Raw genomic sequence first — 13,174 nt, 5'->3', positions numbered from 1 at the left:
CTATTATCTTCACAAAAAGGACATATATAACGGGAGTGCTGTGAGGTAGTTCACTTTTTTAGAATATAAACAGCATTATAATACAAGTATTAAGGCTGTTTGGATTGAAATAGCTGGTTTTAGGAGGCGTTTCATATGGCTTTTGGCCGAGATTTTAATAAAGATCCATTTATCGTGATATGGGAGCTTACACGTGCATGTCAATTAAAGTGTCTTCACTGCCGTGCAGAAGCACAATATCGTAGGGACCCTCGTGAGCTATCGTTTGAAGAAGGTAAACAATTAATTGATCAAATATATGAAATGAATAATCCGATGCTTGTATTTACTGGCGGCGACCCGTTAATGAGGGAAGACGTTTTTGATATTGCTAAATATGCTGTTGAAAAAGGTGTTAGGGTCTCCATGACTCCAAGTGCAACCCCTAATGTGACGAAAGAAGCGATTGAAAAGGCAAAGGAAGTTGGCCTTTCCCGTTGGGCCTTTAGTATTGATGGCCCGACTGCTGAGGTGCATGACCATTTCCGTGGAACAGCTGGATCATTTGATTTAACGATGGAAAGAATAAAATATTTACATGAACTGGAGATTCCGATTCAAATCAATACCGTTATTTCAAGATATAATATTGAGTATCTCGATGAAATGGCAGCAATGGTTGAGGATTTAGGCTGCGTATTATGGAGTGTATTCTTCCTTGTGCCGACTGGAAGAGGACAGGAATCAGATATGATTTCCCCAGTAGAACATGAAAAAGTATTTAGATGGCTATATGACCTAAGTAAACGAGTTTCATTTGATATAAAAACAACAGCAGCACAGCATTACCGTCGTGTTGTAATTCAGCAAAAGATGCGTGAAGCAAAAGAACACACCGACGAGATTAACTATCTTAGTGCCCTAACAGAACAGGGGCTAACAGGTTCAATTGACGGACTTGGCCGTGCTCCAAAAGGTGTAAATGATGGAAATGGATTTGTCTTTATTTCACATATTGGCGACGTTTATCCAAGCGGTTTGCTGCCAGTGAAAGCAGGGAATGTCCGCGAACAGCCGTTAGCAGAAATCTATCGGGAATCTCCAATCTTTCAATCTCTAAGAAATCCTGATTTGTACAAAGGAAAATGTGGAGTATGTGAATTCCGCCATGTTTGCGGAGGATCAAGGTCTAGAGCATATTCGATGACAGGAGATTACCTTGAAAGTGAACCATTCTGCGTCTACATTCCTAAAGCCTTACGAGAAAAGCAACAGCAATAAAATAAAAAAATGGAAGCAATCCTCGACGATTGCTTCCAAGTTCTATTCAATACTGCAATAAATGGCAGGACAATTTTCACAGCCGATTTCATCTTTTAAATATTGGAGATCAATAATCGTAATTTTTCCTTTTTTAACTTGAATAATGTTATCCCTTTTTAGTTCGCTGAGAATTCGGTTTGTACTTTCTCTTGAAGTTCCGCAAAAATTAGCAAGTTCTTGGTTCGTTAATGGTAAATCAATTAATATTCCGTTATCCTTTTGAATACCATAACTATTAGTCATCCTAATAAGTGTAGAAAAAAGTGCTCCGCGTTTTCCATTTAAAACAAGGTCACGGAATTTAGTTTGAGTTTTTCGGAAATGATCACTCATCCATTTCATAAATTCGAACGCAAGCTTACTATTTTGAAAAATTTCACTTTCAATCACGTCTTTTTTGATGGCAACTATTTCGCCTTCTTCAAGGACTTTAGCACTTAATAAATATCTCGGATTGTCGGTAAATAGTGTTAATTCACCGCAAATATCATTTTCACCACAAATTCTTAAGGAGAGTTCACGGCCATCAGTAGTAATTTTGCTTATTTGAACTTTACCGGAAACAATAATAAAAAGCTCTTCAGCAAGCATCCCCTCTTGGAACAAATAGGTTCCTCTCTCACTTTTTATCTTTCTATCGGCAAAACGAAGCAATTCTTTAATTTCTATAGAATGAGTTGGTTTGATATTCGTCATCATGGTTTTCACCTCAAAGTGTCTTTGATAAACATTGTATTTTATTTGTTAGTTTCATTTTATCGTAGGTTTTAACCATAAATACGATTAAACAATGACAATATAGTGAAAACTTATATGATTTCGTGTAAGAAAGTGTTGAAGTGTATTATAATTCGATTGTGAATAAATGTTGAAAAGTATATAAGAAGTGTAAAAATAGTGAATAATAGACTTAATGAAATGGCAAGATTTATGGAATCACTAGCTTCTTGAAACTACTGGAGTTGATATAAATTGGAAAAGACCATTATAAAAGATAAATTAAATCGGCCTTTACGAGATTTGCGAATATCTGTTATTGACCGGTGTAATTTTCGCTGCCAGTATTGTATGCCTGCTGATCAATTTGGAGATGATTTTGAATTCCTGCCAAAAAGTGCTCTCCTTAGCTATGAAGAAATTGAACGTTTGGCTAAAATTTTTGTGAGCTTAGGTGTGGAAAAAATCCGTCTAACTGGCGGCGAGCCTCTCCTTCGCCGAGATATGCCTACTTTAGTTCAGAAGCTTTCAAGTATATCAGGTTTAAAAGATATTGCTTTAACCACGAACGGTGTATTACTGCCAAAACTGGCTGTAAACCTAAAAGAGGCTGGGCTTAAACGAGTAAATGTCAGCCTCGATACACTAAATGATGAATTATTTGGCAAGATCAATGGACGCGGTGTCAGTACTAAACCAGTTTTAGATGGAATCGAAGCAGCTCAGAATGCGGGGCTTGGGGTAAAAATTAATATGGTTGTTAAAAAAGGGCTGAATGATTCGGAAATTATCCCTATGGCAAATTTCTGTAAAAATAATGGTTTAGAGCTTCGCTTTATCGAATATATGGATGTTGGATCATCGAACGGCTGGAAAATGGATGATGTCATCACAAAAAAACAAATATATGAAATGCTAAGAAAACATTATCAAATCGATGCTCTCGATCCTGCTTATTTTGGTGAGGTTGCAAAATTATATAATTACAAGGATACAGACGTAAATGTAGGCTTTATTTCTTCTGTCTCTGAGTCTTTCTGCGGCAGCTGTACTAGGTCAAGACTTTCTGCTAATGGACAGATTTTTACTTGTTTATTTAATGGGAATGGGCATGATATTCGAAACTTTATGAGGAACGGAGCAACAGATGCTGAGTTGCGTGAGCGGATTACTAGCATTTGGAATGGCAGAGAAGACAGGTATTCCGATGAAAGAACCGCTGAAACTACAAAACAGCGCAAAAAAATTGAAATGTCCTATATCGGTGGCTAAAACTCTCTCTTTTTTGAAGAGAGTTTTTTTCATTAAAATAGAGGCTGATTTCTCAGCCTCCATTTTTTAAAGATATCTTGGAAATAGAATATTGTTTTCGAGATGTACGTGCATGAAGGTCAGTCCCTCAAGATCCTCTAAACGCTTGTAAACTAAACGGTAAGTTCCGCAAGCATCTACTGGTGGAGTGAAATCAGAAGTGATTTCGCGTAACTCTCTTAAGATTGCTCCTGCATGATCATGTTCCTTTTCTAATTCTACAATCATTTGAATGGATTCCTCACGATTTTCAACCGTACCGTCTGCAAGCTTCTTAATGATTGGGAAGACAATGGCTTCTTCTTTATCCATATGCTCGATTAATTCTTTCTTTAACTCATAAAAAAGTTCATATACTCTTAAAAGCTCTGGGTGGCTGTCACCGTGAACACGAGATACCTTAGTTACATAAGGACTCATCATGGATAATTCTTCTCTTGATGTTAGGTGGTAATGGTTAATAACATGGTCAATAATCGTATTTGAATCCGATTTTGTCCAAACCTCTAAGTCAGTTTCTGTTGAACTGCTTTTTTCATAAACTTCCTTTAATTCGTTCATTAATACTTCTTCATTGATTTGGTTTGCAGCAATTGCATGTGACAGGGGGATATTGCCTCCACAGCAAAAGTCGATTCGATATTTTTTAAATATATCACTGGATTTTGGAAATTCATTGACAATATCTTTAACTAAAGAGTTTGTTGAAAAAGGGAATGTAATCATAAAGATCCTCCTTAAATTTGATAAGCTTTTTATTTCTAATTTAAGGATACTGGATTTTTAAGTGAAAATAGGTGACCTGAATCACATATCCATAAAGATTTTAATGTTTTTTGTGACTATCTGAAAGTTTTCGTTCATATGTGATGTTTGCTATGTCAGGAAATTTTCGATACCTTTATAATAAAGAGTAAGACGAACTAATGTAGTAATATTTTACCCGTTATATAGGCAGGAGTGAGTAATTTGCTAGAGAGAAGAACACCCATTGCGGTTGGAGTGGCAGTTGAAAAAATAATGGAGCATCAACTAACCGGGATAACAGAATTTGTGTCCATTGATGAGAGTTTCGGCCGTTTTTTATCAGAAGATTTAACGGCAACCAGTGATGTTCCTCATTTTGATCGTGCGCCGTATGACGGTTTTGCTGTCAGGTCAATCGACACAAAGGATGCAACGCAAAACAATCCAGTAGAATTTAAAGTGATTGATCATATTGGAGCAGGTTTGACATCTGCTAAAATTGTTAAGGAATACGAAGCTGTTCGGATTATGACCGGGGCAATGATGCCGGAAGGTACGGACTGCGTCGTGATGTTCGAAGTGGCAAAAGCTTTTGAAAAAGATGGAATGCCATTTATGTCCATTAAAAGAAGCTTTAACAGTGGTGATAATGTCTCCTTCCGAGGGGAGGATGCTAAAGAGGGCGAAGTGTTGGTGAGCAAAGGAACATTGATTAATCCTGGGATTCAAGCAATGCTCGCAACTTTTGGTTATCATCAAGTTCCGGTTGCCAAAAAACCGCTCATTGGATTATTTGCAACCGGTACAGAATTATTAGAGGTGGATGAAGAATTAGTACCAGGAAAAATCCGCAATAGTAATTCCCCTATGATCGCGGCACAGATTCAGAGAGCTGGTGCTGATGTTCATTATTTTGGCAAGCTTCCAGATGAGTTTGATACATGTTATGAAGCAGTAAAAGAAGCTCTTGGACAAGTGGACATCCTTATTACAACAGGTGGAGTTTCAGTCGGTGATTTCGATTATCTTCCCGCTATTTATCAAAAGCTTGGGGCCAATGTGTTATTTAATAAGGTTGCAATGAGACCTGGAAGTGTAACAACCGTTGCACAACTAGAAGGGAAGCTTTTATTTGGACTATCTGGTAATCCCTCTGCCTGTTATGTTGGTTTTGAGCTATTTGTACGACCGATTATTCGAAAAAAGTTATTTGCAAACCAACCACATTTACGCAAGGAGAAAGCACTTCTTGAAGTGGATTTTCCAAAGGCAAATCCGTTTACTAGGTTTGTTCGCAGTGCGTATTCGATTAAAGAGGGAAGGCTTACCGTTCAACCTAGCGGATTAGATAAGTCCAACATTATCATGAGTCTTTCTGGGGCTAACTCCTTTATGATCCTGCCAGGTGGAACAAGGGGTTTTGAATCGGGTACAGAAGTAGAGATTTTATTGCTTGAAGATCAAACTGGCAGTGAATGGCCTTGGTAAATACAGTTATTTTTCAATCAGTTGGCTATCAAAACAGTGGAAAAACAACTTTTTTATTAAATTTAATTCAAAAATTATCAGAACAAGGGATAAGAACGGTAACTATTAAACACCATGGGCATGGTGGGAAACCTGAAGTAGCCGAAGAAAAGGATTCGTCGAGACATCTTCAAGCAGGCGCGCTTGCCTCTTTGGTGGAAGGTGAAGGACGAATCGTTCTTCAAGCTGAGGGAATCCATTGGTTTTTAGAGAAACAAATTCAGTTGATGAAACTTTTTTCTCCAGATATCATTTTTATTGAAGGCCATAAACAGAAATCATATCCTAAGCTTGTTTTTCTAAGAAATGAAGCGGACCTTGGTCTGTTAATGATGGTGAAGAATATTAGGGCTATTATCGTCTGGAAAGAAGAGTTGATTTTTCAAGTGCGAGAAATGGTAGATGTTCCGGTTTATTATATAAATGATGTCAATGCAATTATTCAAATTTCTCGAACACTACAACAGTTTGTTCAAAAAAATGGTAAAAAGGACAATTCAGTTAATTTTATCACTGAGGATTTTTCATAATTTAGCTAACATGAATAAAGAGGATAGTATATTTGTTATGAAAAAAATCGGTCGTTTGACCGATTTTTTTGTCTTAATTTATTTTACAAATTTCGATGGGACAATCTTCACATTCAATTTCAATCTTTAAATATTCTAGATCATGGATGGTAATCAGTCCTTTATCGATGGAGATGACATCAGCTTTTCTTAGGTCACTGAGGAGACGATTAACTACTTCACGGGAAGTACCGCAGAAATTGGCTAATTCTTGATTGGTTAGCGGCATTTCAATTACTATTCCTTCATTTGTCTTAAAACCATAGCTATTAGAAATCCTAATTAAAGTAGAATAAAGCGCACCTTTTTTTCCGTGGAGAACTAAGTCGCGAAATTTCGTTTGAGAAATACGATAGTGTTGACTCATCCATTTCATGTATTCAAGTGAAAGTTCTGTATGATTAGCCATTTCTCTCTCTAATTCATCTTTCATAATGACAGCGACTTCTCCACTTTCAGCAACTCTTGCGCTTAATAAATATTTTGGCGTGGGAGAAAATAAATCTAATTCGCTGATGAAATCACCCGTCGAACACATTCTTAATGTTAGCTCACGACCATCTGGAATTATTTTACTCAATTGAATGATACCACTTTGGACAAGGAACAACTCACTCGCTACAGAACCCTCTTGGAAAAGAAAAGTGCCTTTTTCAATTTTCTTTAGATGATGAACCGTATTAAATAGCTGTGATAACTTTACTGGTACTTCTTTTACTGATTGCATAAGATAACCACCTTTAAAGGGGTGAATTAATAATTACTATAATTATATTGATTACAAAGATTATATCGCAAGAAATGTGGGATAAATTCATATAATCGTCATAATTCGCTGGGCTTTTCTCTCATTACAAAATTATTCCTTTAATGACTTTATGTTAGATGGAAATAATAAGTCTGAACATGGAAAGGAGGGAATATGATGGGGCAAAATCATCAATTTAAATCAGGAAAAAAGGCACCTAATAATGGAATATATGTAGAAGTTGGCGATACTGGAGATAACGTAGTTAAGCCAAAAATGATTAAATTAAAAGCAGGAGATGCATTTCCAGAAACGTCAAATATGAATCGTGTTTGGACATATAAAAGAAAGCCTTAAATTAGTCTTAAAAAGTCATCCAAACCGGATGGCTTTTTACATATATTACATAATTGGTTATAATAGAATTAATAGGTCAAAAATGGTCAAATGGAGTGAGGGAAGATGGATTTAAATCGAATGACAGAACGTCTGCAGCAGGGTATATTGGATGCCCAATCAATAGCGATTAAAAGCAATCATCAAGAGGTGGACGAACCTCATTTGCTCCTTGCCCTGCTTAGTCAAGAGGATAGTCTTGTCCGAACGGTTTTAGAACGGGCAGAGATAGCGCCGGGTATTATTAAAAAATCATTGGAAACCTCATTGGCAAAGAAGCCACAGGTAACAGGGAGCGGCTCAGAACATGGGAAACTGTACATCACTTCTAAACTACAGAAACGTATTGTGAGCGCAGAGGAATTTGCTGCTAAGTTTTCCGATGACTTTTTATCCATTGAGCATATATTATTAGCCTCCTCGTTTGCACATGATTCAGAATTAGCAAATTTCATAAAGGGAAATGGAAAAACGCCAGAAAATATTTTGCAAGCGATTAAAGAAATTAGGGGGAATCAAAGAGTGACATCACAAAATCCAGAAGCAGTCTATGATGCACTTAAAAAATATGGAAGAGATCTTGTAGCTGAAGTAAGGGGAGGTAAGGTAGACCCAGTCATTGGCAGGGATGCTGAAATCCGCCATGTCATCCGAATCTTGTCTAGAAAGACAAAAAACAACCCTGTCCTCATAGGAGAACCGGGAGTTGGGAAAACGGCTATTGTCGAGGGTCTTGCCCAAAGAATTGTAAGGAAAGACGTACCGGAAGGCTTAAAGGATAAAACCATTTTCTCCTTGGATATGAGTTCATTAATTGCAGGGGCAAAGTTCAGGGGAGAATTTGAAGAGCGATTGAAAGCTGTTTTAAATGAAGTGAAGAAAAGTAATGGTCAAATTCTCCTTTTTATTGATGAGTTGCATACCATTGTCGGAGCAGGAAAAACCGAAGGAGCTATGGATGCAGGGAATATGTTAAAACCAATGCTTGCAAGGGGAGAACTTCATTGTATTGGTGCTACAACCCTTGACGAGCATCGCAAATACATTGAAAAGGATCCTGCGCTCGAGCGTAGATTTCAACAAGTACTGGTCCAGGAGCCAAATGTTGAAGATACGATCTCGATTTTAAGAGGCTTAAAGGAACGGTTCGAAGTCCATCATGGTGTAAAAATCCATGATCATGCGCTAGTGGCTGCTGCAACTTTATCTGATCGCTATATAACCGACCGCTTCCTGCCTGATAAAGCGATTGATCTGGTCGATGAAGCGTGTGCCTTGATTCGGACGGAAATTGATTCAATGCCAACGGAGTTGGATGAAGTAACACGCCGGGTCATGCAATTAGAAATTGAAGAGGCTGCCTTGCGAAAGGAGCAGGATGAGGTAAGTAAACAAAGACTTGTTACCTTATTAAAGGAACTAGCTGAATTAAAAGATCAGGCTAATAGTATGAAAGCGCAATGGCTCCATGAAAAACAAGGGATTCAAAAACTACAGGAGAAACGGGAACAGCTTGAGAAACTGCGCAGGGAATTACAGCAGGCAGAGGATAAATATGATTTGAATCGTGCAGCAGAGCTTCGTCATGGACAAATTCCTCTTGCTGAAAAGGAATTGAAAGAGCTGGAAATGACGATATCACAGAGCGAGCGTTTACTGCGAGAGGAAGTCACCGGTGAAGAGATTTCGAACATTGTTTCCAGATGGACGGGAATACCTCTATCTAAGCTTGTTGAAGGCGAACGGGAAAAACTACTGCGCTTAGAAAAGATTTTACAAGAGCGGGTCATTGGGCAAAATGAGGCTGTACAACTAGTTACAGATGCGGTATTACGTGCCCGTGCAGGAATCAAAGATCCAAATCGACCTATCGGATCGTTCCTATTTTTAGGACCAACAGGTGTTGGAAAAACGGAACTTGCTAAAGCATTGGCTGAGTCCTTATTTGATAGTGAGGAACATATCATTAGGATTGATATGTCTGAGTATATGGAGAAACATGCGGTATCACGATTAATTGGTGCACCTCCAGGCTATATAGGCTACGAGGAGGGTGGGCAGCTCACAGAAGCGGTTAGAAGAAGACCATATTCCGTTATATTAATGGATGAAATTGAAAAAGCCCATCCAGAAGTGTTTAACATCCTCCTTCAGGCTCTAGATGACGGCAGGATAACTGATTCACAAGGTCGAATCGTTGATTTTAAAAATACGGTTATCATTATGACATCGAATATCGGCTCTCAATTCTTACTCGAACGGAATGAAAATGAGGTTGAGATATCAGATGAAACACGGGATAAGGTTCTTGGACAGCTGAGAGCACATTTTCGTCCCGAATTTTTAAATAGGATTGATGAGACGATTTTATTTAAACCATTATCATTAACTGAGATTAAGGATATTGTTGTCAAAATGATGAAAGAACTTCAAAACAGGCTCAAGGAACAGCAAATTGAAGTTACGATCTCAGATGAGGCAAAGGAATATATTGCTGTAAATGGTTTTGACCCAATCTATGGAGCTCGGCCGCTAAAACGGTTTATTCAGAGAAATTTAGAAACGAAGCTAGCAAGAGAGATCATAGCTGGAAAGGTTCACGATCATTCTACCGTAAAAATTACAACAGATAATGGTGAACTAAGTCTTAAAGTAAATTAAAAAAGGTCATCCTTGACGGATGGCCTTTTTACATACTTATTAATGTTTTTCTACTGGCTCATTAGGAATAATTGCGGAAGCTATGTAGATTAAAATCGTCACGCCAAAGGAAACAATTGCACCTGGCATAAAAGTAAATTCTGCTCCTTCAGTCATTGAGCTAACAACATATGAAAGCATTTGCACTAAAAGGAATGTCCAGAAAAAAGTCCAAAAGTATCGCACTATTTTTCACCTCTAACCTATTTTACATCTCTTTTCATATTACCATACCTTTATAAATTTATAAACGCAAAAAATGACATTTATCCATTCTAATCGGAAAAATCGGAAAATGTGATTAGTTGTTGCTTTTAACTTAGGCAATCTCCCATTCAAATTATGTGAAAATACATACAATATTTTGAGGAATTATGTAAAAGGAGATTTAGCGATGGAGAACCGGAGTTTTCAAATGGATACCCAGTGGAATATCATTCATTATCCTGAAAAGCCCACAGGTTTTGGAATCTTAATTATTGGAGATGAGAGACATTTTGTGGACGAGAATAAATGCTTTTGGACACAAAATGAAGGGAAGCTGGCCATTATTAATCAATTAAAAAAATCAGGATACACCATTTTTTCCTCAAATTTATATGGGCGAAACTGGGGAAGTGATCAAGCGGTTGAAATGGCACAAAGGCTTTACCAGCAAGTATTACGTAATGAAATCCTTAATGACAAAATTCATCTTTTAGCAGAAGGTATGGGGGCACTTGTAGCCGTTAAGATCATGGAAAAAATGCAAGATAAAATAAGGTCAGTTGTCCTACTTAATCCAGTGTTATCATTGAAAAACCATATTGAACAAGAAAAAGATCATAAATTCTTTTATAAAAAGTTAATGAAAGAAATAGCGGATGCTTACAAAAAGGATCAGAAAGCACTCGAAGAAGAACTGAATGAAATGGAATCCACGGTAAATGTGAATTTTGGTATTCCGATAAAAATTATTCACGTTATGTCTGGCGGCAGGTCATATAATCATTCAAAACAACTGCAGAAAGCATTAGTGAATACGGATATTTACCCGACATATATTGTTCTCGAAAAGAAACCGCAGATTGGCAGCATGATGATTAAATTTTTTACCAGTTTTGAAAATGAGCTTTAATTTACATGCCCCCCTCAAACGGAAATAATTCCAAATGAAGACGCATAGGATTCATTATAGAATAGAGGGGGGGCAGATACTTAAATGGACAAGGCAGTACTTTTAGGCGTATATGACTTTATTAACTTTCATGTGTGCAAAGCTTTACTGAATAAAGGATTTGAAGTAACCGGTGTACGATTTGAACCCGAAAGAGAGATAGCTTTTTTAGATGAGAAAAGAGACGAAATCGGAAGAAATGCAAATTACACAGAGTATCCATATTCAAATTGGATTTATACGTATGATGAGACAGAGGCAATTGTTCTGTCTATTTATGATCTTTATATGCAATATAAAGAGATTTTATTAAAAGAGTCAGAAATGCAGGGGCTGCTTACGAATTATTTTACCAAGATCCAAGATAGGAGGTTAAAGTTTATTATCTTTGTACCTAGCCAGTTGCTTACAGGAGCAATCGAGGAAAAAACATTCATAGTTATCGATGAATTCATAACGAAGTTAAGAGAATCCGTTCATCAAGTACAGCTTATTTACTTACCAGCTATTTTCGGACCATGGCAGCCGGAATCCTTCATGTATCAGCATACAATTGTTAGCGAAATACAAGGTAATAGTAATTTCAAAGGACTTCGGGAGGATACTAGGGACGCTTTATATATTTTAGATGTTGTAGATTTGATCATTGACTTAATGGATAATGGTAAACCTGGCACTTATTTGTTCGAAAGTGGCATGAAAGGCCAATGGGAAAAAGGTGCTGCCTATTTACATGTTGAAGAAGAGCCTGCTAAGGAAAGAAAATTACTGGATCAAAATGGTCCAATTACCAAAATTAAGGTGGATAAAATGACTGCAATTTCAGAGGGAATAAATAAACAAGTGGAACTAACAAAACGACTTTATAAATAGTTAATTAACAATATATAGAAGCAGAGGAAAATTATCTTTTCAATTTTTTTCTCAAAGGTTAGAATAAAAGTATTATGTCGTTTCTTGTCATTAAAATATAGTAGAAACGTATTTCGGATTGGCTGTAAAAAAGGAGTTGCAATGGATGCTTAACCGCTTCGGAATGATTCTAATATGTCTCTTATTCCTTGGAGCATGTTCGAATCCGACGTCCCCTAGTACGATACAAAAAGTCGGCCTATTAGTACCTGAAACAGTTGATGATCAAGTTTGGGGGACAAAAGGGTATGAAGGATTGTTAAAAATACAATCAAAATTTGACGTAGATGTATATTATAAAGAAGGTATGAATTCAGAGGCTGTTGTCGAGCAAGCCATCAAGGAATATGAGCAAAAAGGAATAAATCTAATTTTTGGACATGGCTCAGAATACGCGGAATATTTTAATGAAATTTCCACTAACTATCCTGATATTCATTTTGTCAGCTTTAATGGGGATGCCAAAAATAAAAATACGACAAGCTTGAACTTCAAAGCCCATGCGATGGGTTTTTTTGGAGGGATGGTGGCAGCCCATATGTCAGAAGCAAAAAAGGTTGGAATCATCGCAGCTTATGAATGGCAGCCTGAAGTTGAGGGTTTTTTTCAAGGAGCAATAACCGAAGATAGTGATACTGAAGTAAACATTGTCTATGTTGGAAATTGGGATGATGAGGATAAAGCACTTGAATTAGCGGACCAACTGATAGAAGAAGGTGTTGATGTTGTTTATCCAGCAGGTGATGGGTATAATGTCCCGGTAATTGAAAAGATGAAGGAACATGGTCTTTTTGTCATAGGTTATGTTTCGGATCAATCTGATCTTGGTGGATCAACAGTTTTAACGAGTACGATTCAAGAAGTGGATAAGCTTTATGAACATATTGCAGAACAATTTAATGAGAAAGAGTTGAAATCTGGTAATCTTTCTTTTGACTTTCAAGAAAATGTGATTTCGCTCGGGAAGTTTAGTCCGTTAGTAGATAAAGAATACATAAAAAAACTTGAAAAAAAGATTGATGTATATAAAGAAACAGGAAAACTACCAAAACAAGAAATAGCAGAATAAGCTGCCGGATAAAACGGCAG

13 protein-coding genes are annotated in these 13,174 nt (G+C 37.1%); 9 read left to right on the top strand and 4 right to left on the bottom strand.

What is annotated here, in order from left to right:
* Window positions 1-135 precede the first annotated feature (135 nt).
* Complete coding sequence (locus ACWM35_RS03415) at window positions 136-1,260, top strand: TIGR04053 family radical SAM/SPASM domain-containing protein (protein ID WP_454815487.1); 1,125 nt, start codon at window positions 136-138, stop codon at window positions 1,258-1,260.
* 42 nt (window positions 1,261-1,302) lie between these two features.
* Here ACWM35_RS03415 and ACWM35_RS03410 read toward each other — a convergent pair whose 3' ends face one another.
* Window positions 1,303-1,998, bottom strand: a complete 696-nt coding sequence (locus ACWM35_RS03410) for a Crp/Fnr family transcriptional regulator (RefSeq protein ID WP_454815485.1) — start codon at window positions 1,996-1,998, stop codon at window positions 1,303-1,305.
* Window positions 1,999-2,274: 276 nt separating this feature from the next.
* Here ACWM35_RS03410 and moaA point away from each other — a divergent pair, with 276 nt between their 5' ends.
* Window positions 2,275-3,291 (top strand): GTP 3',8-cyclase MoaA, encoded by a 1,017-nt coding sequence (gene moaA / locus ACWM35_RS03405; RefSeq protein WP_454815483.1) that lies wholly within the window; start codon window positions 2,275-2,277, stop codon window positions 3,289-3,291.
* Between the two features lie 66 nt (window positions 3,292-3,357).
* Here the strand turns inward: moaA and ric are convergent, their stop codons facing one another.
* On the bottom strand, window positions 3,358-4,056 hold the full coding sequence (gene ric / locus ACWM35_RS03400) for an iron-sulfur cluster repair di-iron protein (protein ID WP_454815481.1): 699 nt from the start codon (window positions 4,054-4,056) through the stop codon (window positions 3,358-3,360).
* Window positions 4,057-4,299: 243 nt separating this feature from the next.
* Between ric and ACWM35_RS03395 the strand changes: the two genes are divergently transcribed.
* Together ACWM35_RS03395 and mobB are read left to right on the top strand one after the other, a co-directional pair.
* A complete protein-coding gene (locus ACWM35_RS03395; protein ID WP_454815479.1) occupies window positions 4,300-5,565 on the top strand; it encodes a molybdopterin molybdotransferase MoeA in 1,266 nt (421 codons plus the stop codon).
* The gene (gene mobB, locus ACWM35_RS03390) at window positions 5,553-6,134 is read left to right on the top strand and encodes a molybdopterin-guanine dinucleotide biosynthesis protein B (RefSeq protein ID WP_454815477.1); all 582 of its coding nucleotides are present in this window, start codon (window positions 5,553-5,555) and stop codon (window positions 6,132-6,134) included. Before ACWM35_RS03395 ends, mobB begins: the two co-directional genes overlap by 13 nt.
* A 73-nt stretch (window positions 6,135-6,207) precedes the next feature.
* On the opposite strand, the gene ACWM35_RS03385 is transcribed toward mobB, so the two are convergent.
* Entirely contained in the window at window positions 6,208-6,900 is a 693-nt protein-coding gene (locus ACWM35_RS03385) for a Crp/Fnr family transcriptional regulator (RefSeq protein ID WP_454815475.1), read from the bottom strand.
* Between the two features lie 198 nt (window positions 6,901-7,098).
* Here ACWM35_RS03385 and ACWM35_RS03380 point away from each other — a divergent pair, with 198 nt between their 5' ends.
* Complete coding sequence (locus ACWM35_RS03380) at window positions 7,099-7,278, top strand: YjzC family protein (protein ID WP_454815473.1); 180 nt, start codon at window positions 7,099-7,101, stop codon at window positions 7,276-7,278.
* Between the two features lie 105 nt (window positions 7,279-7,383).
* Window positions 7,384-9,978, top strand: a complete 2,595-nt coding sequence (clpB, locus tag ACWM35_RS03375) for an ATP-dependent chaperone ClpB (protein WP_454815471.1) — start codon at window positions 7,384-7,386, stop codon at window positions 9,976-9,978.
* 39 nt (window positions 9,979-10,017) lie between these two features.
* Here the strand turns inward: clpB and ACWM35_RS03370 are convergent, their stop codons facing one another.
* Entirely contained in the window at window positions 10,018-10,203 is a 186-nt protein-coding gene (locus tag ACWM35_RS03370; RefSeq protein ID WP_454815469.1) for a YjzD family protein, read from the bottom strand.
* 208 nt (window positions 10,204-10,411) lie between these two features.
* Here ACWM35_RS03370 and ACWM35_RS03365 point away from each other — a divergent pair, with 208 nt between their 5' ends.
* The 3 genes from ACWM35_RS03365 (at window position 10,412) to ACWM35_RS03355 (ending at window position 13,154) form a co-directional block, all read left to right on the top strand.
* On the top strand, window positions 10,412-11,134 hold the full coding sequence (locus ACWM35_RS03365; RefSeq protein WP_454815467.1) for a hydrolase: 723 nt from the start codon (window positions 10,412-10,414) through the stop codon (window positions 11,132-11,134).
* A gap of 84 nt (window positions 11,135-11,218) precedes the next feature.
* Entirely contained in the window at window positions 11,219-12,046 is an 828-nt protein-coding gene (locus ACWM35_RS03360) for a hypothetical protein (protein WP_454815465.1), read from the top strand.
* A 145-nt stretch (window positions 12,047-12,191) separates the two neighbouring features.
* Entirely contained in the window at window positions 12,192-13,154 is a 963-nt protein-coding gene (locus tag ACWM35_RS03355; RefSeq protein WP_454815463.1) for a BMP family ABC transporter substrate-binding protein, read from the top strand.
* The last annotated feature ends 20 nt before the right edge of the window (window positions 13,155-13,174 follow it).

Source organism: Neobacillus sp. K501 (assembly GCF_053749995.1).
This window is presented reverse-complemented; position numbering and strand designations above follow the sequence as displayed.